Origin of the sequence: Aeromonas sp. QDB30, assembly GCF_027707645.1 — a bacterium.
Lineage (GTDB): Bacteria > Pseudomonadota > Gammaproteobacteria > Enterobacterales > Aeromonadaceae > Aeromonas > Aeromonas caviae.
Genome location: NZ_JAPCIY010000003.1, coordinates 23,062 through 42,863 on the forward strand (window position 1 = coordinate 23,062; position 19,802 = coordinate 42,863).

Sequence of the window (19,802 nt, forward strand, 5' to 3'; positions counted from 1 at the left end):
TCTATGTTACTCGTTGATTCCCATTGCCATCTCGATCGCTTGAGTTATGGCTCCAAGCAGACCGACATGGCCGATGTCCTGGCCAAGGCGGCGCAGCAGAGCGTGGGATATTTTCTCTGCGTGAGTGTGACCCAGGCCCAGTTCCCGACCATGATGGAGGCCATCGCTCCCTATCCCCAGGTGTTTGCCTCCTGTGGTGTCCACCCGCTCAATCAGGATCCCGGGGTGGATGCTGACTTGCTGATGACTCAGGCGGCCGATGAGAGAGTGGTGGCCGTCGGCGAAACCGGGCTCGACTACTTCTATTCACCGGAAAACAAGGATGTACAGCAAGCCTCTTTCCGCGAACATATTCGTGTAGCCCGGGCACTGAACAAACCGCTCATCATCCACACCCGGGATGCCCAGGAAGACACCTTGAGGATCATGCGAGAGGAGGGGGCCGAACAGGTGGGCGGAGTGCTGCACTGCTTCACCGAGTCCCTCGAGATGGCCGAGGCCGCGATGGCCATGGGGTTCTATATTTCCATCTCGGGGATAGCCACCTTCAAGAACGCCTCAGCCCTGCAGGCCGTGGTCAAGGCGTTGCCCCTGGAGCGACTGCTGGTTGAAACCGACTCTCCCTATCTGGCACCGGTTCCCCACCGGGGGAGGGAGAATGAGCCGGCCTTTGTTCGCGACGTCGCCCAATTTATCGCGGATCTTCGCCAGATACCGCTCGCCGAATTGGCGGAGGCCACCAGCCACAATTTCTTCGAATTGTTCAAGTTGGCAAAGCGATAACAGACAACGCCCCGCATAGCGGGGCGTTTTACTATGACAATCAGCACTATCATTACCCATCCAAAAACAACCATGCCAAGTTGTTATCTCTCACTTTTTGCGGTGGATACTGATGAGATTAAATCCACAATCCTGATAAAACGGAGCAGGGATGACAGGGTACTTGAGAAATAAATGAGGGAGCTGAAATGGGTTAAAAGTACTCTTCCTAAGTATCGATAATATTCATTATCGATACTTGATAGATCTGAATGATCCTGTAAGATCCACCGAAACTCCGCTTTAAATCATAGAGTTAAGTGAACTACCCAAGCCTTCAAAACCCAGTTCAGCAATCCTTGCAAAGCGTCTTCGATCCTCAGCTGAACAGCCGGGCAAGACGCTTCCTGCGCAGCGCTAAAGCCGACTCCACCCTCAATGCCTATCAGGCAGATACCCGTATCTTTGTCTCCTGGTGCCAACTCCATGGGCTGGATCCCTTGCAGACAACACATCACGACATCATGAATTTTCTGGCGGATCAGGCCGACGGCATCCTGGCCAACTGGGTCTGGCTGGACAAGGAAGAAGGAAAGGGGGAACTTCGCAACGGGGAACCTCGCAAACCGGCCACCCTGGTAAGACGGCTTGCCGGCATTCGTTATGCCTTCAAGCAGAAGGGGATCCACCCCATGCCGACAGAGCATGCGGAGATAAAGGAGATGATGCGGGGCATAGTACGGCTCGGTGATAACCGCAAACGCAAAACGGGGGCGCTGACCCTGAAACCATTGGCCTGCGTATTGGACGAGATAGACACCAGCAACCTGGCTGGGCTTCGAGATTACACCCTGTTGCTCCTGATGTTCAGTGGCGCCTTGCGTCGATCGGAAGCGGCCAGGATCGAGGTGAATGACGTGCAGTTTGTGGGGCAGGGGATACGCCTTTGTCTCAAACCAAGCAAACATCAGCTCCATGAATCGGAGATAGCACTCATTCCAGGAACCCGGTATTGCCCGGTCTCTGCACTGCAACAATGGCTGAAAAAAAGCCGGATTGCTGAGGGCCCCCTGTTTCGTCGAATGAATCGCTGGGGACAGCTGATGACAGATCCCCTGGGGCCGCAAGGTATCAACTTGATGATCAAGCGGCGAACCGGCCAGGCCATCGACGATCTCCACGTCAGTGGCCACAGTTTGCGGCGGGGGTTCATCACCTCGGCGGTGACGGCGGGCAAGCCGATGAACAAGATCATCGAGGTGACCCGACACAAGGACATGCGCACCTTGCAGGAATATTTCGACGATGCCCACAAGTTCTCCGATCACGCCCTGGATGGGTTGTTATAGAGAACCGCGCCTCTCCATTTTTTATGTTAAATGATATCCTGTTGATCTGGTGATATATTCATGTCGTCCTCCACAGACATCATAACGGTGGGAGAGTCGTAATCCGATTTACTTTCGTAGAAGATGCCAATGAAAAATGAGAGATAACATTCACGATGTAGACATGTCGGAAGGTCACGATAGCCAGGAATTGAAGAAAAGCGCTGCGCAAGAGAATGCCGAACGGCAGCGCCAGCACGTGAAGCGCAAGCAGGAAACCCACAGCCGGTTGCAATGCTGGATAAGCAATCGTCATGCAGAGAGGTTGGCCATGCTGGGGCAACAACTGGAAGACAGTCAGGCCTCCATCATCGAGCAGGCAATCGATCTGCTCTATCAGCACGAACTGCAACAAACGACCAACGCGCAGCAGAGCGATATCCCCGAGTCGGCAGACATACTCGAATAGACGATGGTATCGAACCGGCGTGATTGAAAAAGGAAGACAAAAAAAGCCAGGTACGAATTCCTTGTACCTGGCATAGGGGAATTGGCTCCTTGCAGAGCCGTGCGCTAACTGGTATGCAGATAGCCTTAAGCTTAGACAAGGCTCTAGGCATTTCAAGAACCGGATAAAAGTTCAACCAGAGTGGTTTTTTTTCAGACTCGAACAGGCGCTATTTTTGCTCGAGCGACCCCACTCTCACGCATTGAACAGGTTGTTATCCCGTACCAGCTCCCGGGGCAGGGCATTCTTGATGCGACTCCCCACCCATTTCCCCATGCCGAGCGGGTGCCCCTGGTAACGAACGATCACTTCCCCAGTCCCGGCATCCTGCTCTGGCCAGACATCTCGTCCCATCATGAATTCACGGGCATTGGAGGCATCCAGCTCGACGCATCCCTTACTCGCCTCATGGCCGTAAGCCAGAGCCCATTCATGGGTCAATCGATATCCCTTCTTGAAGGTCTCAGCCAGCTTGATGCCGATGCGATCGAAGCGCAGCTTCCCCTGTACCTGCTCGAAGGCGTGAGGGAAGAGCCAGATCTCGTCATTGCGGCCAAACAGTTGGCCATGGGGCACGATGCCAAAATTCCCTTCAATCTCCCGCAGCATGGGGCCAGCCTCTTTCTCTGGCAGCGGCGAGAAGGGGAACTTGCCGAGCTTGCCCGGTTTGAACATGGTGTTGGGCACGGAGTGATGCTTGCGCAACCGGGCGACGAAAAATCCTTCACTGTCGAAGATCTGGGGCCAAACGTGCAAGTATCCCTCCGGTGTACAGGCTTTCTCCGCTCCCGGAAAGAGATCGGCCAACGAGTCAAAGCTGAAGGCATCACCGAACTTCTCCTGCAACGACTGACAGACGGCCTGATTCTCTTGCAGGCTCAGGGTGCAGGTGGAGTAGACCAGTACGCCGCCGGGTTTGAGGGCGTGAAAAGCGCTCTCCAGCAGGCCACGCTGCACCGCGGCAATCTCGTCGATGCTCTCGAGACTCCAGTTGCGCAGCGCGTCTTCATCTTTTCGCACCGTCCCCTCGCCGGAGCAGGGGGCGTCGAGCAGGATGGCGTCGAAGGTTTCAGGCAGCCATTGGCCAAAGACCTTGGCATCGAAATGGGTCATGCCGACGTTGGTCACACCGCAGCGCTGGATATTGGCGCTCAGCACTTTCAGCCTGCTGCTGGAAAACTCGTTGGCGATCAGCATGCCGCGGTTCTCCATCAGCGCCGCGATCTGGGTAGTCTTGGAGCCAGGGGCGGCGGCCGCGTCCAGCAACATGCCATCCCCTCTGGTTTGCTCACTGGCAAAGAGCGCCGTCACCGGCAACATGGAGCTCGCTTCCTGAATATAGAAGAGGCCGCACAGATGCTCGGCCGTGTTGCCAAGGGGGACGCTCTCATCACTGCGGGTGAGCCAGAAGCCGGTTTCACACCAGGGCACGGGATCCAGCTGCCAGCCAAGCGGCGCCATGCGGGCGACAAACTCGGATACCGTGATCTTGAGGGTGTTGACCCGGATGCTGCGCCGCAGCGGCTGCCGGCAACTCGCCACGAATGCCTCCATGGAGAGATGGGATGGCATGAACTCCGCAATGTGACGCAGGAAGTGATCGGGGAGGTAGGTGTTGTCGTGCACGGCGCAATCTCGCTGACCCAAAATGAGGGGCGACATCTTACCACAGTGCGCCGCCCTTCTTGATGGGAGAGTCCATGAGGCCATAAAAAAACCGGCACAAGGCCGGTTTTTGACGAGCAGGGGAATAACTCAGGGCAAGATGCGGGGACTCCACTCCAGCCACTCTTTCTCTGCCTTGGCATGAAGCGGATAACGATGGCCCGCCTTGACGGTCGCGCCCATCTCCCGCTCCGGCGTATTGAAGGCAATCCCGCCCGCCAGCAGGCTTTGCACCGTTTCGACCTCGATGGTGCCACCGGTCAGCCCGATATCGGCCTTGACCCCGGAGACATTCCAGAACCGGCTGTTGGCGCGTATCAGATGGGCGTACTGTCCATCCACATTCACATCGATCAGCACCTCGCTGCCATCCCGGGCCAGGGTCACGCCGGTGACGCTGCCCACCACCATCTTGCGAAACAGCAGGGGGCTGCCCACGCTGATGCCATCGACGGAGGGGCTCTTGAGGGTCAGGGCAAGACCGGCGGGGCCACTCTGGCTCAAGGGGAAGGTCTCCTTGCCAGCCCCTCGGCCCGGTGTCGCCTCCACAAAGGCCCCCTTGATCAGGGTATCGAGGTGGGCAACGCCTCCCAGCCCGACCTTGGCCTGCACCAGTGCATAGCGCGCCCCGGATTGCAGGAAGCGCGCGGCATATTGCTCATTCAGCTCGGCCTTGAAGCTTACCTGGCCCAGGGTCGGATCCAGTTCCACCTGCTCCACCTTGCCGATGTCCACTCCGCGATAGCGGATGGGGCTGCCGACCCCGAGACCCGGGTTGTGATCCGCCGTGAGCGTGAGGGTACGCACCTGGGAGCTTGCCTGCTCCTTGCTGTCAAAGAGCTGATGACTGCTGCGACCTGTCCCCAGCTTGTCGAATTCGATGGCACCACGCAGCAGGGTGGCGAGGTTCCCCATCTTGACCTGCACGCCGTCGAGCCGGATCTTGCCGTCGATGGCGGCCTTCTTCCAGAACTGAGGTTGCTGCTTGAGCAAAGGAGCATAGATGGCATCGATCTCCAGGGTGATGGCCACCCCGCGATCATCGGCATCCAGCGCCTTGACCTTGCCCGCTTCCAGTCCCAGATAGAGGACGGGGGAGCCCACACCGATCCCATCAGCCTGAGCGGCACGAAGCGTCCAGCTGACCGCTTTGGCATGGCGGCTCCCAAGCAGGGCCAGCTCCTGGCTGGGGTAGAGGCGGTCAATCCTGTCACCCTTCGGGGCCTGTACCAGCTTGATGCCCCCCGCCAACCAGGCACTGGCCGGGCTGGTCTCCACCTTGATACCGCTGAGGTCCGCCTCCACCTGCAAGGGGGCGGCGCGATAGAAGCGAGCCCGTTGCAGCAGATGGCGATAACGCTCGTTCACCAGCAACTCGACACTGGCATTGCCGCCGGCATCCAGGGTCAGTGCCCCGAGCTGACCTATCTGCAACCCCTTGAACCAGAGCGGAGCCCCTTCGCTCAAACCGGCGAGATCCTCTGCCTGCAGGGTCAGCTTGATGCCGCCGCGCTGTGCCTGGCTCTCCAGGGTCATGGTGTTGACCCGTTTACCGGGTTCATAGTCCAGACGAATGGCGGGCCCGGCCAGCAGGCGATCCGCATGCTTGATCCCGGCAGGGGAGAGAGAGACCGTCTCCCACACCAGACGACTCTTGCCGGTCACCCGGAACGCCTGCTCGGGGTTGATGAGGGCCGTCACGCTCCGCCCCTGTTCGGTGAGGCGAATGGGGTCGATGCGTCCAATCTCGATGCCCTCATAGAGGATGGGCATCCCTTCCTTGATGGGCAGAGTCCCCGCCTGGATGGTGATGCGCTCACCCCGGGCGGCCTCGGCCAGCCCCTTGTAGAGGATGAAGTTGACCCCCTTTTGCGCCACGGGAGAATCCTTGGGGGAGTCAAACGCAATGCCGCCGCTCAGGATGGAGGTGAGACTGCCCGCCTCCACGCTGACGCCAGCCAAGCTGAAGGAGCCCTTGATGCCGCTGATGTTCCAGAAGCGGGTATCCGCCTTGACGAGGTGCTCGAAGCGCGGCTCGATCACCAGATCCAGGATCACGTTCTGGTTCTCTTCCCCAAGACGGGTGTTGATGACACTGCCCACCTCCAGCCCGCGGAAATAGATCTTGGCACCGATGCCCACCGACCCCAGAGAATCGGCTGTCAGGTGCAGGGTTCGCCCCTGGGCCTGATAACCAGGGGGAGGGCCATCCAGGGCATCGAACTCATCCTCCAGCGGGTTGTTCTCCCGTCCGGGTTGCAGGTTGATGTAGTTGCCGGACACCAGGGTGTCCAGGCCGGAGATCTCGGTCAGTGACGCCTTCGGACTCACCAGCCAGAAGTCGGAGCCCTTGCGTATGAGGGAGCGGGCACGGCTGTCCACCTTGGCCAGCACCGCAATCTTGCGACCATCCTGTGCCAGTTCCAGCTCCTGGACCACGCCGATGGCGACCCCCTGATAGCGCAACTGGGTCTTGCCCGGCAAGATACCGTTGCCCTGGGCAAAGTTGATGCGAATGAGTTGACCACTGCTCGTCCACTGCTGGTAGAGAAAGCCTCCCGCCAGCAAGAGGGCGATGAAGGGCAGCAACCAGACCGGTGATAACCAGCGGTGCTTCTCAATGACGGGCTCAGCCCCGACCATACCGACTCCTTACATTGGCTGTGATGCACAGCGCGTTCGACACAAAAAACATTAACGGGCCGCCTTGTCCCACAACAGGCGGGTATCGAGCATCCTGGCCGACATCATGGTGAGCACCACCACGCCGGCGAACGCCGTCGCCCCGGGGCCGGCACGCACATTGAGCAGCACGCCGCGATCCACCAGGGCCACCATCAGCGAGATGACGAACAGGTCCAGCATGGACCAGCGTCCGATGAAATCGATGATGCGGTACATGACGAGTTGGCGTTTGCGGCGCACCGGCTTGCTGCGCTGCAACTGCCAGCAGATCCAGCCAAGACCCAGGATCTTGCCGATGGGCACGATGATGCTCGCGGTCAGTACTATGGTGGCGATGCCGGACATCTTGCTGCGATAGAGCGCCATGATACCGCTGAAAATGGTATCGGACTGCAATAATCCCTTGTTGTAGAAGTGGGTGATGGGCAGCAGGTTTGCAGGCAACAACATGAAGGTGGCCAGCGCCAGCAGGCCCCATGACCAGGCGAGGGAATGGGGAATGCGCATCTGCAAGGGGGTATGACAACGAGGGCAGCTCATGCCGTGTTGATGGCGCACCAGCAACCCACAGGTATGGCAGCGGCAAAGCCCCAGTTCACGGGCGCTGATCGGGGACATGGTCCGGCTCCCGGGAGGCATGTTGCAGCGGAATCCGCTCCCAGTAAGGGGCAGGATCAAAGAGGATCAGCAACGTCATGTTGAGCAGCATCAGACAACCCAGGCTCAGCAGACCGCCTCCCAGGCGCACGTCGGCGATGTCGATAAGCTTGAACAGGGCGACCAGCAGGCTGACGATGTACACCTCCAGCATGGCCCAGTGGCGAAATACCTCGACCGCTTTGAGGGTCCACGCCAGCAGATGCCAGCGCTTGGCCAGGCCGGAGGCGAGGGCAAAGATCCCGAGCAGCAGCCCTGTCGGCGCCAGCACGGCGCACCAGAGCACCAGTGTTGCCACCCAGAGCTCGCTCTCGGCATACAGCATCATAATTCCCTTGATCAGGTTGGCGTCCGAGTTCACGCCCGCCAGACGAAGATAGATCAAAGGCTCAAAAAACGCGGAAGGCAGCAACAGGAATCCGGTGATGGTCAGCGCCATCAACTGGGAAGGGCGAAAGGCATAGCGCCCATACAGATGCTGATGACAGCGGGGGCAATGGGCGTGACGGCGCAGCGGCAGCAACTTGCGTTCGATCAGCAAGTCACAGGCCGGACAGACAATCACCGAGTGCGGATCCGACATACGATTCAACCTGTTGAAGGAATTGATGAAATTTACCTTAAAACGCCTGCTCTGTCTTGCCGCGCTGCACAGCCCCCTTTGAAAAGACGTGTTTTCCGCTGTGAACTGGCCGCCGCCAGCCAAGCAGGGGCTGGCGATGCATGCCGACATGCTGGGGTTCTAGGGATTTTCCGTCCAAAAACGACAAAGTGCTCTGGAGGCCCCGCCGTCTGTGGCCTCCAGAGGGGTATTACTTTTTTCGAGATCCCTATTTGGGCTCTGTTTGAGTAAGATTTAGTCTTTTTGGGCTAAATCCATGGCATTCGAAGAACGTGTCCAAATCTTGTCCGAGGCAGAACAAGATGAGTTATATGGACCCCCCGCTTTCACCTCCGCCGACCAACGCTTCTTTTTCTCGCTGAACGATAAGGAACTGGCGATCGCTAAAAGCCTCCGTCATCGGGGCCAGCGTTACATGCTGGTGGTACTGCTGGGCTATTTCAAAGCCAAGCCGGTGGTGCTGAATCCCGGCTTTCATCAGATCAAGCAGGACCTCAAATACGTTTATCAAACCGTTCTACCAGGCCCAGGCTGTAGACCCTTTAATCTCACGCCAAAAGAGAACGAACGGATTTACCAACGTGTTTTCCAGCTCTGCAACTACCAGCGCTGGAATGTCAAAGACCATGGAGCGGCGTTGAGAGATTACTTATCCCAGCAAGCCAGAGCCTGGACAGCGCCTAGGCACCTCTTCGATGCGGCCATTGAATATTGTTCGGGGCAGAAGATCGCAATCCCTGCCTACAGCACGCTGCAAAAGATCATCAGTCAGGTGGTGGGAGACGAACAGGAACACATGGCCGCGCACCTTGAGCGTGCAATGTCACGCGGTCTTAAGCAAGCACTGGCGGAGCTCGTGAACGGCACAGGTCCACTGCCGTTCCGACAGTTGCGACAATCGGCTCGTAACTTCACCGGAACCGAGTTGGAGAAAGAACTGATTGTCTATCGCCATATCCAGCATTGGATGCCGGAAGTGGATCTGCTGTTGAGCACGCTATCACTGTCGCAGAAAAATCTGCAACACCTGGCAGAGAAAGTCGACTACTACGGTGCCAAACTGAAACGTCAAACCGTAGGCAGCCAATGGCTGTATTTATTGTGCTATCTTCAAACGCGATGGCAGCAAGCGCTGGAACGTATTGCCGATGGCTTTGTGCATCATGTCAGACAGACCAAACAGAAGGCAAAGGATTATGCGCAGGAAGCGGTGTTTAAGGATTGGCAAAAAGCAGCTAAAAATGTCAGCAAGGCAGCTGAAGTACTGCACCTGTTCATTGATGACAGCATTGATCTGCAACTACCGTTTGCAACAGTAAGACAGCAAGCACTGAGCCTGCTGACCAAAAGGGATCTGGAATCTGTATGTCTCTTCCTGAACGAGCAGCGACGATCGGTCGATGAAGCCATGTGGCAGTACTGCGACGAGAAAGAAAGTCTGCGGAAAGGTTTGCTGCGAGAGTTGTTCCTATGTCTGCGCTTCGAAGGCTGCGACGGCACCCAGCACTTAGCGGCCGCCTTGGCGAAAACACAAAACGAACTCAACGGCCAGGACGCTCAGTTGCAAACTGCCGACACCAGACTCCTTTCCAAAAAATCACGTGAATTCCTGCTGGATGGTGAAGGGAATATCCTGATCGATCGTTATGAGTGGTTCCTCTATCAACAGATTCCTGATCGCCTGAATGGCCAGCTGACGCTGCCTGATATCACTAAATACCGGGCACTCGACGCCGACCTGATCGACGGGGAACATTGGCGAAAAAACAAATATACGCTGCTTCAACAGAGCCATTTTACAAAATTAGCGGAGGAGCCTGAAAAGCTGATCAAACAGATGGCCATGGAATTGGATACCCGTTTGTACGAAGTCGGCGAATATCTTGAACAGGAAGACAACCGGAATATCATCTTGCGTAATCCGCAGGGTAAACGCTTCTGGCGCCTGCCTTCGGCCAGCAAACATCATCTGGTCAACAATCCCTTCTTCCAGCAAATTCCCACAACGGGGATTGCGGATGTACTGCGCATGGTTGATCGTGACACCGGTTTCATTGACTGCTTCGCTCATGTGCTGGGTTCCCAATCCAGAAGCCGTTCCCATGAATATGACCTGTTGGCAATTCTGGTCGGCAATGCAACCAATCAAGGCATTTACGGCATGGCACAGATCTCTGATCGTACCTATGATCAGCTCAGCACTATCCAGGCGAACTATCTTCGCCTGGAAACATTGAATGCTGCTAACGACAACATCAATAACGCGACAGCCAAGCTACCCATCTTCCGGTACTACAACATCCAGGAAGATGTGATCCACGCCAGTGCCGATGGTCAAAAGTTCGAAGCCCGGCGCGAGACCTTCAAAACCCGTTATTCGTCGAAGTACTTTGGCACTCAAAAAGGTGTTTCTGCCATGACCTTGATCGCCAATCACGCTGCGATCAACGCCAGAGTGATCGGCGCCAACGAACATGAATCGCACTACATCTTTGATTTGTTGATGAGCAATACGTCAGACATCATTCCGGATGTGCTCTCAACCGATACCCATGGGGTGAACCATGTGAACTTCGCGTTACTGGATCTGTTCGGATACCAGTTTGCCCCACGCTATGCCCAGGTTGGCAAAGTGATCAATGACATGTTTGATGTCAAGGAAGACAAAGAACACCGAATTCAGCTGTGCTTAAAAAAGCCAATCAATACCCATCGTATTGCGCAGCACTGGGATACCATCCAACGGATTGCAGTATCACTTAAGCAGCGGAAAACAACGCAAGCCACCTTGGTGAGAAAGCTCTCGGAGTACAAGCGCAATCACCCGCTGCTGGAAGCCCTGACGGAATACAATCGCCTGGTGAAAGCGAATTATCTACTGTGCTACATCGATGATGCCAGTTTAAGAAACTATGTTCAGCGCGCGCTGAACCGGGGAGAGGCCTATCACCAACTGCGTCGGGCCGTGAGCAGCGTCAATGGGGATCAGTTCCGGGGCAGTTCAGACGAAGAAATCCAGCTATGGAATGAGTGCGCTCGCCTGGTCACCAATGCCATCGTTTACTTCAACTCCAGGATACTCAGCCAGCTGTTGACCAGCTTCGAATACCAAGGAGATACCAAGAGAATAGATATCGTCAAACAGGCATCCCCTGTGGCCTGGCACAACATTAACCTCAAGGGGACTTACCACTTCGAATTGAGCGAAAAATTGCCAGATCTGGAGGAGCTTATGCGCTCAATCGAGGGATATTTACCCGTCAGCGAAAAGTAATACCCCTCTGGAGGCCACGGACGGCGCGGCCTCCAGAGCACTTTGTCGTTTTTGGACGGAAAATCCCTAGAACCCCATTCAGGGTGTTGCGCCCAGGCCGCATCGAGGACGTCCTTGAGGCTAACCGGCGGCGTGGGTACCGGCGCCTCGCAACCTGCCATTCGCCTGGGTGCTTGGGCCTGGTCAGTCGTCGGCTTTGTCCTCGGAAATGTGGACCGCCATGTCCTGCAGCACCTGGCTGACGTGCTGGTCCGCGATGCTGTAGAAGATGTGCTTGGCTTGGCGTTCGCCGCGCACGAGGCGCGCACCGCGCAGCAGCCGCAGGTGATGGCTGACCAGAGACTGCGACAGGTCGAGCGCTTCGGCGATGTCCCCCACGGCGACCGAGCCATGCATGCACTGCAGCAGGATCTTCAATCGCGATTGGTCGCCCAGCAGGCGGAAGGTCTCGGCCAGAACAGCGACGTCACTTTGCGACATTGCGAGGGCATCGGTCGCCGCGTCGTGGCTGGTGGTCGAGCATTGCGCGGTGTCGGCGCTGGTGGTTTTGCGGGACGTCATGGATGCAAATCCTCAAGTGGAGTGCGAGCCGGCTCGCGCGGCCTCAATGCCTGTGACCAGGAGCGGAATGGTCGTGGTCATGGCCGTGGCTGTGCCCGCCGCCATGCTTGTGATTGCCATGATCATGGCCGCTGTGGTCGTGCCCGCTGTGGTCATGACCGCTGTGATCGTGGCCGCTGTGGTCCTGACGCTCCGACGTGGGCTGCAAGCTGCAGACGTTCTCGTCGGTGCCCGAGTTCCAGTCGATCCCGACCGTGGCGTGTTCGATGCTGAATTGCTCTCGAAGCACCGCTTCGACGCGCTTGACCACGGCGCGTGCTTCCTCGTCCACGTTGGGGCGAACGTGCAGCGTGGCCATCGTGCGCCCGGAGGTGAGCTGCCACACGTGAACGTGGCTGACGGCCGCCAGGCCCGGCACGGCGCCCATCAGGCCTTGCTCCACCTTCTCCGGCGAAGCATCCTCCGGCGCGCCTTCCAGCAGGATGTGGATCGACTTGGCGAGCAGCTTCCATGCGCTGCGCAGGATCAGCGCCGCGACCAGGACCGACAGGATGGGATCGATCGGCGTCCAGCCCGTGAGGTAGATGACGATCGCAGCGACGATGGCGCCGACCGAGCCGAGCAGGTCGCCCATCACGTGCAGGATGGCCCCCTTCACGTTGACGTGATCGGTCTCTCCGCGGGTCATGATCCACAGCACGAGCACGTTCACCAGCAGGCCGAGCACGGCGACGATCATCATCGGGCCGGCCAGGATCACGGGCGGCGCCTGCAGCCGCTCCCACGCCTCGTAGGCGATCCAAGCGACGATCGCGAACAGGGTCACGGCGTTCAGGAAACCGGCGATGACCTCGAAGCGCAGGTAGCCGAAGGTGCGCTTGCTGTCGGCCGCGCGGCGGCCGAACCGGAATGCTGCGTAGGCCAGTGCGAGCGCCGCGGCGTCGGTCAGCATGTGGCCCGCGTCGGCCAGCAAGGCCAGCGAGCCCGACAGCACGCCTCCGACGGCCTCCACGACCATGAAGCCGAAGATCAGGAAAAAGGACAGCAGGACCTTGCGCTCGTTGGCGCTGGTCACGGTCGGGGTGTGGTCATGATCATGGTCGTGATCGTGACCATGGTCATGTGCGTGGGATTGGGACATGGGGCCTCGGGAAACTGGGTCTTTGACTGTGGCTCAAAATATAACACATGAACATGTTTTCGTGTGAATTGTTGTACACATTTGTGTTCGCGTCTCACCACGGCCGGGATGCCGCTCCGGGCAATTGCCTTAGCCTGGCTCGGCGACCATTCCCCCCGCCTGGCAAGCAGCCGTTGATCTAACATCCAGTGGCAGTATCCCCCCTGGGGGGATATGATTTCAGCATGGAAGACATGCATAAGCACACCACCCATCCCGACCTGGTGAAGCGGCTCAAGCGCGCCGAGGGGCATCTGCGGCACGTCATCGGGATGATCGAAGGGGGAGAAACCTGCCTCGACATCGCCCGCCAGCTCGCGGCGGTGGAAAGCGCGGTGACGGCGGCCAAGCGCGTCCTGATCCACGACCACATCGACCACTGCCTGTCCCATGACGAGGACTCCGTTCTGACCGAAATGAAGGCGCTGACCAAACTGCTCTGAGGCGGGGTTCTAGGGATTTTCCGTCCAAATGCGACATTCAGACTGCTAAGTGATTGATTTATTGTGACTGGCTATGTGAAGCGCCAAAAAAGTAATACCCCTCTGGAGGCCGCGGACGGCGTGGCCTCCAGAGCACTTTGTCGTTTTTGGACGGAAAATCCCTAGAACCCCACTACGGCATCGTCCGGCGGAAGCTGCATCACCTCGCCCGGCGTCAGCAGCGGGCGGGCCGTCTCCTGGCGCGACACCATGAGGTGGCCCAGCCACGGCGCGAGCCGGTGGCCCGCGTAGTTGCGTTGCGCGCGCAGCTCGGTCGCAGTGCCCAGCGTCTCGGAAATGCGCTTGGCGGTGCGTTCGTCGTTGGTGGCGAACGTCACCCTGACGTGGCAGTTGTCGAGAATGGAATGGTTCTGTCCATACGCCTTGTCGATCTGGTTGAGTGACTGCGCGATGAGGAAGCTGCGGATGCCGTAGCCCGCCATGAAGGCCAAGGCTGTCTCGAAGAAGTCGAGCCGCCCCAGGGCCGGGAACTCGTCGAGCATCAGCAGCAGCTTGTGGCGGCGTTCGATGCCGTCGCTGCCGTCCAGCGATTCGGTGAGGCGTCGCCCGATCTGGTTGAGGATCAGGCGGATGAGCGGTTTGGTGCGCGATATGTCCGAAGGCGGCACCACCAGGTACAGCGACACCGGATGCTCGGCCGCGATCAGGTCGGCGATGCGCCAGTCACAGCGCGAGGTGACTTCGGCCACCGTGGGATCGCGGTACAGGCCGAGGAACGACATGGCGGTGCTTAACACGCCGGAACGCTCGTTGTCCGACTTGTTGAGCACTTCACGCGCCGCCGACGCGACTACCGGATGCGGCCCCTCGCCCAAGTGGGGCGTGGTCATCATTCGATGCAAGGTCAGCTCGAACGGGCTGGCCGGGTCGCTGAGGAAGTTGGCGACGCCGCGCAGCGTCTTGTCTTCGCCCGCGTAGAGCACATGCAGGATCGCGCCGACCAGCAGCGCGTGGCTGGTCTTTTCCCAATGGTTGCGCTTCTCCAGCGCGCCTTCGGGATCGACCAGAATGTCCGCGATGTTCTGCACGTCGCGCACTTCATGCGCGCCGCGCCGCACCTCCAGCAGCGGGTTGTAGGCCGCCGACTTCGCATCCGTGGGGTTGAACAGCAGGCAATGCGAGAAGCGCGAGCGCCAGCCTGCGGTGATCTGCCAGTTCTCGCCCTTGATGTCGTGGATGACGGCGGACGCGGGCCAAGAAAGCAGCGTCGGCACCACCAGGCCGACGCCCTTGCCCGAGCGCGTGGGTGCGAACGTCAGGACATGCTCTGGCCCCTCATGGCGCAGGTACTGGCGGTCGTGCTGGCCGAGGAACACGCCCTCTGGCTGCGTGAGGCCCGCCTTGCGAATGTCATGCGCGTTCGCCCAGCGGGCCGATCCGTAGGTCGTGACAAGGCGTGCCTGCCGCGAGCGCCAGACCGACATGGCAATGGCGACGGCCACGGCGACCATGCCACTGCTGCCAGCGATGGCTCCGCCGGTGTCGAAGATTTCCGGGGTATAGGCGCCGTAAGAAAACCACCACTCAAACAGCTTCCACGGGTGATAGATCGGCGTGCCAAGAAGATCGAACCAGGGCGAGCCAAGGCGTACTTGATAGCCAAGGGCTGCTGCTGTCCATTGTGTGGCACCCCACACTCCGGCGATCACGATGCCGAATACCACGGCGATCTGACCGAACAGCACGTTCGTCCCTTGCATGACCTGGCCTCCGATTTCTCCTGCGCCGATTCCTCATGGAAAAAGCGGCACAAGGACGTGCCGGAGGCGTCAGGATCGGTGCCGCGTCAGTGCCGGTCAAAGACCGTTTTAAGCAGAAAGATCGAGCAAAAAGAAAGAATTAGCGCGGTGGCGAGCCAACGAAAAACGTCGCAAGCGCAGGCGCGTTGCGGCGTGTCGGTCAGGAAATCCAATATTCGTGGCGAAGCGGCCACGATCAAAACTTAGGCGGCTCCTTCGGCGGTGTGTAGGGCGTTTCCCCGTCGCCATAGAACCGCTTGCGCGTGGCCTCGGCCACCCGGTTGCACAACACGTCGCCCAGCTTGGGGCGGTCGGTCTTGCACTGCTGGCGCAGTTCCTTGAGCCGTTCGGGGTTGGCCGCCAGCTCTTCCACTGTCGGGATGTTGGCTGCGGAACCGGCGGACTTCTGTGGCCCATCGGACTGGCCGCAGGCAGTCAACACGGCAACCAGCAAGAATGGGATGATCTTCTTCATGGCGTCAGTTCCTCCGGGTGATCGGGATTACGGCCTCGTATGGGCCTGGGGGTTTCCGGCTGTTCGATGGCCTGTGCGCGCTCAATAAACCGCGCCAACTCGTCGGACGGATCTCCGTCCAGCCGCAACAGATAGGTCGTGAGGGGCGACACGCGCGAAGCTAGCGGCCGGGCCACTACACCCGGCTCACGGCTGGCGGCAATGTGTGCACTGCCTGCTAGGCCGAGCGCAAAACCGGCCGAGACTAGGGCCATCATCAGGTCGGTGGACGAAACCCTCTCTGCAATCAGTGGCTCCACATCCGCACGGCGCAACACCCGTTCAACTTGCTTGGCATGGCCCTCACATGCCTGTGGATCGCACAGAACCAGTGGATAGCGAAGCAACTCATCCAAGGGGATGCGCTTGTGGGCCAGAAGCGGATGCCGAGCTGGCACGGCCACCATCAGCGCATCGCTCCATGCGGGCGTGGCGACGATACCGTCGCCCACTTCGTCGGATTGAGCAAACCCTACGTCATACAGATCGCTATGCAGCCCCTTGATCTGTTGCGATAGGGGCACCTCGAAGAACCGGATTTCGACCTCGGGTTCTTCCTGGCGGCAAAGTACGAGCAACGCAGAAAGGCGCGACGGCGTGATGCCGTCGGACAATGCCACGCGCAACTGGCCATGAAAACCGTTTGCTGCCGCTTTCACGCTATCGCGTGCCTGCTCCAAGGCGGAGAGCACGCGGCGCACGTGCTCCAGAAACAGCTCGCCCGCACGGGTCAGCCGAGTGCTGCGCGTGGTGCGGGCAAACAGCATCACGCCCAGTTCTTCTTCCAGTTCCTTGATGGCCCGTGACAGTGGAGACTGCTCGATGTGCAGCCGCTCGGCAGCGCGGGCGAAATGGAGTTCCTCAGCAACCGCAATGAAGCAGCGCAAGTGACGAAGTTCCATAGTCTTGTCCTTCCATGATCCATGTTGATTCGGGGGACGAGATGCACGCCTGCTGTAGCACCAGTCGAGCTGAGGCCAAATATTGAATAAACAATTATACATGTGTTCATATATTAGTCAAAGAAGCCTGCACCGTGCCGTGGTGATGTTCGATTGTGAGGAGATGAATGGTGCAAGCTGCACGAGGGCCAATGGGCATCGTGGAGGCCGCTTGCCAAAATAGTGCGAGCCCCACCGGGGCTCGCGAGATGCGGAAGGTGCTATGCCTTCAGGGGGAAAGCCCGAATCAGGCTGGGTTGATTTCCAGCGCGCCGCGGTTGATCTGGTCGCGCTCCATCGACTCGAACAAGGCACCGAAGTTACCTTCGCCGAAGCCCTCGCGGTAGTTGCCCTTGCGCTCGATGAACTCGAAGAACACCGGGCCGAGCAGCGGCTCGGAGAAGATCGGCCTCACGCTCACGGCCTACCTGAACGTGCGTCTCGAAAAGCACTCCGACTCGCACAAGCGCAATCCCATGGACGTGTTCCGCGCGTCGGTCCAGAAATGGCCGGAGGTCGTGGAATGCCATGCGCTGACCGGCGACATGGACTATCTGCTGCGGGTGGTCGTCAGGAACATGGCTCACTACTCTCGCTTCGTGCTCGACACGCTGCTCAAGCACCCCAGCGTGCAGGACTGCAAGACAAGCTTCGTGCTGGATCGGGTAAAGAGCACCACGGCCTTGCCCTATGAGCATTCGGCCGATTGGTGTAGCGGGGATGCAAATAGCGCTTGACCTTCCAACCGTGGCAAGGACCAGACTTCAAACACCCCAACCCGAAAGGAGTTTTCCATGCAATTCCATCTCGAAGACATGACCTGCGGCGGCTGCGCCCGCACCGTTACGAAAACGATCCAAACGATCGACCCCAACGCCAAGATCGTCACGGACCCGCCGACCCGCCGTGTCGAGGTCCAGACCTCGGCCTCGCAAGAGCAGATCGCCGCGGCCCTGAGCGAAGCTGGCTTCCCGCCGCGCGCGCAGTAACACCGCGTCGTGGCCGGCCTGCACACAGGACGGCCGATGCGAGCACGTGCGCTGCGCCGTACCTGGCGCGGCGCTCAGTGCATCCCAAGGTAGGCGACCTTGGCCCACATCCACAGGGCCATCGCCACCATCATCAGGTTCTCGGTCAGGGACACGAAGCCCAGCGGCACGTTGCTGTCCCCGCCCACACAGGCGCACTTGAGTTCCCGGCGATCGACATAGACCGCCTTGAAAACCGACACGGCCCCGACGGTCCCGATGAACAGCGCCAACGGAATCGACACCCACATCCCCACGCCCGCGACCATCAGAACTCCCGCGGTGGCCTCCGCAAACGGGTAGAAGTAGGCATACCGAACCCAGCGCTTGGCGAGCAGGTCGTAATTGAGGAACATCGTCGTGAAGCCGTCCACGTCCTTGAGCTTCTGCAGAGCCAAGAGACACATGGCAAAGGCCACGAACCATTCCGCCACCTGCATGCCCCAGAACTGGCCGGAGGCCGCCCAGCCCGTCGCTAGCGCCATCGCAGCAGCCATGGCGAACAGTGCGATTACTGGGGTGTAGGTCACAGCGTTTTTGTCCTTCACGGACATACCGAAGAATTTTCGCAGGTCGTCGTAGCCGCCCACGCGCTGCTCGTCGATGAAGGCTTGCGGCGTAGTCTCAACGCTATATTCCTTCTTGAATGCATCCGTCTGCTCCCGGCTCGCCAGATGCTTGTCTTCAACCTTGTAGCCCTTGCGTTCGAGCAGATCGAGCGACTTCAGCCCATAGGGGCAGGTATGGCCGGGCATGACCATCCGATATAGCGTGGCGTGTTTGGGCGCAGACATGCTGGACTTCTCCTGTATGACTTTCGAGGGACTGGCCGTAGCACTGACCGTCATCGAAAGACTTTGGCGACCTCTTTAGCCTAACAAGCAGTAGCGCAACGGTGTGTAAGCATCTGGATCTCAGTAGGTCATCAGGTGGTACAGCCTCCACTCGGCGTTCACCAGCACATTCCTGCTCCTGCGACCGCATACCCGGCCCTAGTGGTTCTCCTTGGCGTGGTTGATCGTGTACTTGGGGATCTCGACGATCAGGTCTTCGGTCGCAACAATGGCCTGGCAGCTCAGGCGCGACTGCGCCTCCAGTCCCCAGGCTTTGTCGAGCAGATCGTCCTCGCACTCCTCGACTTCGTTTAGCGAATCGAACCCCTTGCGCACGATGCAGTGACAGGTCGTGCATGCACAGCTCATGTCGCAGGCATGCTCGATCTCGATGCCGTTGTCCAGCAGAGCCTCGCAGATCGAGATACCGGTTGGCACGTTTAGCTCGACTCCCTCGGGCGCCAGTTCAGAATGGGGCAAGACGGTGATCTTAGGCATGTCTCTCCTAGCCGATCAATGTGAACGCGGCTTTTTTGCCGATGTGTTGGTTCGCGCGCGACGCGGCACAGCACCGGTGCGCGGCTCAGGTTTGTCATCGCTAGTATCGGGCTGCTCAAGCGTGTGAAGAATCGGGCAGTCGGGCCGTTCGTCACCGGCGCAACACTGGATTAGCGCCTTGAGGGTGTCAGCCATCTCCAGCATGCTCTCGATACGCCGGTCCAACTCGTCAATATGCTGCTGGGCTAAGCGTTTTACGTCGGCACTCTGACGCGCTTTGTCATTCCAAAGTCCTAGCAGATCCGTAATCTCAGCCACCGAGAAGCCAAGGTCGCGAGCACGCCGGATGAAATGCAGCCGATGGACATCGTCCAGGGTATAGGCGCGGTAGCCCGAGTCGGTGCGGTCAGCCGGAGGGATCAGGCCGATTTGCTCGTAGTAGCGGATCATCTTGGCCGAGACCTTCGAGGCCTTGGATGCTTCACCGATGTTCATCATGTTCCT

20 protein-coding genes and 1 pseudogene are annotated in these 19,802 nt (G+C 58.9%); 8 read left to right on the top strand and 13 right to left on the bottom strand.

Going from position 1 to position 19,802, the window contains the following annotated elements; genetic code table 11:
* Positions 1-3 precede the first annotated feature (3 nt).
* From PG896_RS01490 to PG896_RS01500, 3 genes are all read left to right on the top strand, one after another.
* Positions 4-783, top strand: coding sequence for a TatD family hydrolase (locus PG896_RS01490; protein ID WP_201956758.1), 780 nt, complete (start codon positions 4-6; stop codon positions 781-783).
* 299 nt (positions 784-1,082) lie between these two features.
* Positions 1,083-2,111, top strand: coding sequence for a tyrosine-type recombinase/integrase (locus PG896_RS01495; RefSeq protein WP_143237541.1), 1,029 nt, complete (start codon positions 1,083-1,085; stop codon positions 2,109-2,111).
* Positions 2,112-2,274: 163 nt separating this feature from the next.
* Complete coding sequence (locus tag PG896_RS01500; protein ID WP_041201618.1) at positions 2,275-2,559, top strand: RepB family protein; 285 nt, start codon at positions 2,275-2,277, stop codon at positions 2,557-2,559.
* A 234-nt stretch (positions 2,560-2,793) separates the two neighbouring features.
* Here the strand turns inward: PG896_RS01500 and rsmF are convergent, their stop codons facing one another.
* From rsmF to PG896_RS01520, 4 genes are all read right to left on the bottom strand, one after another.
* Positions 2,794-4,224, bottom strand: a complete 1,431-nt coding sequence (rsmF, locus tag PG896_RS01505) for a 16S rRNA (cytosine(1407)-C(5))-methyltransferase RsmF (protein WP_029314541.1) — start codon at positions 4,222-4,224, stop codon at positions 2,794-2,796.
* Between the two features lie 129 nt (positions 4,225-4,353).
* Positions 4,354-6,906: an MlaD family protein gene (locus tag PG896_RS01510; RefSeq protein ID WP_010674752.1), complete on the bottom strand. Its 2,553-nt coding sequence runs from the start codon at positions 6,904-6,906 to the stop codon at positions 4,354-4,356.
* A gap of 51 nt (positions 6,907-6,957) precedes the next feature.
* Positions 6,958-7,566: a paraquat-inducible protein A gene (locus PG896_RS01515; RefSeq protein WP_010674753.1), complete on the bottom strand. Its 609-nt coding sequence runs from the start codon at positions 7,564-7,566 to the stop codon at positions 6,958-6,960.
* Entirely contained in the window at positions 7,544-8,188 is a 645-nt protein-coding gene (locus PG896_RS01520; protein WP_010674754.1) for a paraquat-inducible protein A, read from the bottom strand. Before PG896_RS01520 ends, PG896_RS01515 begins: the two co-directional genes overlap by 23 nt.
* Before the next feature lie 295 nt (positions 8,189-8,483).
* On the opposite strand from PG896_RS01520, the gene PG896_RS01525 reads away from it, so the two are divergent.
* Positions 8,484-11,501: a Tn3-like element IS3000 family transposase gene (locus PG896_RS01525; protein WP_021740570.1), complete on the top strand. Its 3,018-nt coding sequence runs from the start codon at positions 8,484-8,486 to the stop codon at positions 11,499-11,501.
* Between the two features lie 183 nt (positions 11,502-11,684).
* Here PG896_RS01525 and PG896_RS01530 read toward each other — a convergent pair whose 3' ends face one another.
* Positions 11,685-12,062 (bottom strand): ArsR/SmtB family transcription factor, encoded by a 378-nt coding sequence (locus PG896_RS01530; RefSeq protein ID WP_008786737.1) that lies wholly within the window; start codon positions 12,060-12,062, stop codon positions 11,685-11,687.
* 43 nt (positions 12,063-12,105) lie between these two features.
* Positions 12,106-13,203: a cation diffusion facilitator family transporter gene (locus tag PG896_RS01535; RefSeq protein ID WP_008786738.1), complete on the bottom strand. Its 1,098-nt coding sequence runs from the start codon at positions 13,201-13,203 to the stop codon at positions 12,106-12,108.
* A gap of 224 nt (positions 13,204-13,427) precedes the next feature.
* Here PG896_RS01535 and PG896_RS01540 point away from each other — a divergent pair, with 224 nt between their 5' ends.
* Positions 13,428-13,685 carry a metal-sensing transcriptional repressor gene (locus tag PG896_RS01540; RefSeq protein ID WP_019396551.1) on the top strand — a complete coding sequence of 86 codons (258 nt, stop codon included), beginning with the start codon at positions 13,428-13,430 and terminating at the stop codon, positions 13,683-13,685.
* A gap of 161 nt (positions 13,686-13,846) precedes the next feature.
* Here PG896_RS01540 and PG896_RS01545 read toward each other — a convergent pair whose 3' ends face one another.
* Positions 13,847-15,445 carry a conjugal transfer protein TraG gene (locus PG896_RS01545; protein WP_442866188.1) on the bottom strand — a complete coding sequence of 533 codons (1,599 nt, stop codon included), beginning with the start codon at positions 15,443-15,445 and terminating at the stop codon, positions 13,847-13,849.
* Here PG896_RS01545 and PG896_RS01550 point away from each other — a divergent pair.
* A complete protein-coding gene (locus tag PG896_RS01550) occupies positions 15,440-15,691 on the top strand; it encodes a hypothetical protein (RefSeq protein ID WP_124014400.1) in 252 nt (83 codons plus the stop codon). The two genes, PG896_RS01545 and PG896_RS01550, sit on opposite strands and share 6 nt — an antisense overlap.
* Here the strand turns inward: PG896_RS01550 and PG896_RS01555 are convergent.
* The 3 genes and pseudogenes from PG896_RS01555 to PG896_RS01565 form a co-directional block, all read right to left on the bottom strand.
* Complete coding sequence (locus PG896_RS01555) at positions 15,681-15,959, bottom strand: EexN family lipoprotein (protein WP_008786748.1); 279 nt, start codon at positions 15,957-15,959, stop codon at positions 15,681-15,683. The two genes, PG896_RS01550 and PG896_RS01555, sit on opposite strands and share 11 nt — an antisense overlap.
* Positions 15,956-16,900: a LysR family transcriptional regulator gene (locus tag PG896_RS01560; RefSeq protein WP_008786747.1), complete on the bottom strand. Its 945-nt coding sequence runs from the start codon at positions 16,898-16,900 to the stop codon at positions 15,956-15,958. The genes PG896_RS01555 and PG896_RS01560 overlap by 4 nt, the downstream gene beginning before the upstream one ends.
* A 286-nt stretch (positions 16,901-17,186) precedes the next feature.
* Positions 17,187-17,327: pseudogene (locus PG896_RS01565) on the bottom strand (4-hydroxyphenylpyruvate dioxygenase); the annotation flags it as partial.
* On the opposite strand from PG896_RS01565, the gene PG896_RS01570 reads away from it, so the two are divergent.
* Both PG896_RS01570 and PG896_RS01575 read left to right on the top strand, forming a co-directional pair.
* The gene (locus PG896_RS01570; RefSeq protein WP_008786746.1) at positions 17,302-17,676 is read left to right on the top strand and encodes an Lrp/AsnC family transcriptional regulator; all 375 of its coding nucleotides are present in this window, start codon (positions 17,302-17,304) and stop codon (positions 17,674-17,676) included. The pseudogene PG896_RS01565 and the gene PG896_RS01570 overlap by 26 nt on opposite strands.
* 57 nt (positions 17,677-17,733) lie before the next feature.
* A complete protein-coding gene (locus PG896_RS01575; RefSeq protein WP_003821167.1) occupies positions 17,734-17,928 on the top strand; it encodes a heavy-metal-associated domain-containing protein in 195 nt (64 codons plus the stop codon).
* A 74-nt stretch (positions 17,929-18,002) separates the two neighbouring features.
* Here the strand turns inward: PG896_RS01575 and PG896_RS01580 are convergent, their stop codons facing one another.
* The 3 genes from PG896_RS01580 to cueR form a co-directional block, all read right to left on the bottom strand.
* Entirely contained in the window at positions 18,003-18,761 is a 759-nt protein-coding gene (locus PG896_RS01580) for a MauE/DoxX family redox-associated membrane protein (RefSeq protein WP_210538756.1), read from the bottom strand.
* Positions 18,762-18,959: 198 nt separating this feature from the next.
* Positions 18,960-19,298: an ISC system 2Fe-2S type ferredoxin gene (gene fdx / locus PG896_RS01585; protein WP_196739815.1), complete on the bottom strand. Its 339-nt coding sequence runs from the start codon at positions 19,296-19,298 to the stop codon at positions 18,960-18,962.
* A 15-nt stretch (positions 19,299-19,313) separates the two neighbouring features.
* Positions 19,314-19,796 carry a Cu(I)-responsive transcriptional regulator gene (gene cueR, locus PG896_RS01590; protein WP_442866189.1) on the bottom strand — a complete coding sequence of 161 codons (483 nt, stop codon included), beginning with the start codon at positions 19,794-19,796 and terminating at the stop codon, positions 19,314-19,316.
* Positions 19,797-19,802: the final 6 nt, after the last annotated feature.

Bases quoted from the DNA above. Each gene is read 5' to 3' on its own strand.
- PG896_RS01490 (WP_201956758.1), top strand. From the start codon at position 4: ATGTTACTCGTTGATTCCCATTGCCATCTCGATCGCTTGAGTTATGGC.
- PG896_RS01545 (WP_442866188.1), bottom strand. From the start codon at position 15,445: ATGCAAGGGACGAACGTGCTGTTCGGTCAGATCGCCGTGGTATTCGGC.
- PG896_RS01520 (WP_010674754.1), bottom strand. From the start codon at position 8,188: ATGTCGGATCCGCACTCGGTGATTGTCTGTCCGGCCTGTGACTTGCTG.
- PG896_RS01535 (WP_008786738.1), bottom strand. From the start codon at position 13,203: ATGTCCCAATCCCACGCACATGACCATGGTCACGATCACGACCATGAT.
- PG896_RS01525 (WP_021740570.1), top strand. From the start codon at position 8,484: ATGGCATTCGAAGAACGTGTCCAAATCTTGTCCGAGGCAGAACAAGAT.
- PG896_RS01530 (WP_008786737.1), bottom strand. From the start codon at position 12,062: ATGACGTCCCGCAAAACCACCAGCGCCGACACCGCGCAATGCTCGACC.
- PG896_RS01500 (WP_041201618.1), top strand. From the start codon at position 2,275: ATGTCGGAAGGTCACGATAGCCAGGAATTGAAGAAAAGCGCTGCGCAA.
- PG896_RS01515 (WP_010674753.1), bottom strand. From the start codon at position 7,566: ATGTCCCCGATCAGCGCCCGTGAACTGGGGCTTTGCCGCTGCCATACC.
- fdx (WP_196739815.1), bottom strand. From the start codon at position 19,298: ATGCCTAAGATCACCGTCTTGCCCCATTCTGAACTGGCGCCCGAGGGA.
- cueR (WP_442866189.1), bottom strand. From the start codon at position 19,796: ATGATGAACATCGGTGAAGCATCCAAGGCCTCGAAGGTCTCGGCCAAG.
- PG896_RS01580 (WP_210538756.1), bottom strand. From the start codon at position 18,761: ATGTCTGCGCCCAAACACGCCACGCTATATCGGATGGTCATGCCCGGC.
- PG896_RS01555 (WP_008786748.1), bottom strand. From the start codon at position 15,959: ATGAAGAAGATCATCCCATTCTTGCTGGTTGCCGTGTTGACTGCCTGC.
- PG896_RS01570 (WP_008786746.1), top strand. From the start codon at position 17,302: ATGAACTCGAAGAACACCGGGCCGAGCAGCGGCTCGGAGAAGATCGGC.
- PG896_RS01540 (WP_019396551.1), top strand. From the start codon at position 13,428: ATGGAAGACATGCATAAGCACACCACCCATCCCGACCTGGTGAAGCGG.
- PG896_RS01510 (WP_010674752.1), bottom strand. From the start codon at position 6,906: ATGGTCGGGGCTGAGCCCGTCATTGAGAAGCACCGCTGGTTATCACCG.
- PG896_RS01560 (WP_008786747.1), bottom strand. From the start codon at position 16,900: ATGGAACTTCGTCACTTGCGCTGCTTCATTGCGGTTGCTGAGGAACTC.
- PG896_RS01575 (WP_003821167.1), top strand. From the start codon at position 17,734: ATGCAATTCCATCTCGAAGACATGACCTGCGGCGGCTGCGCCCGCACC.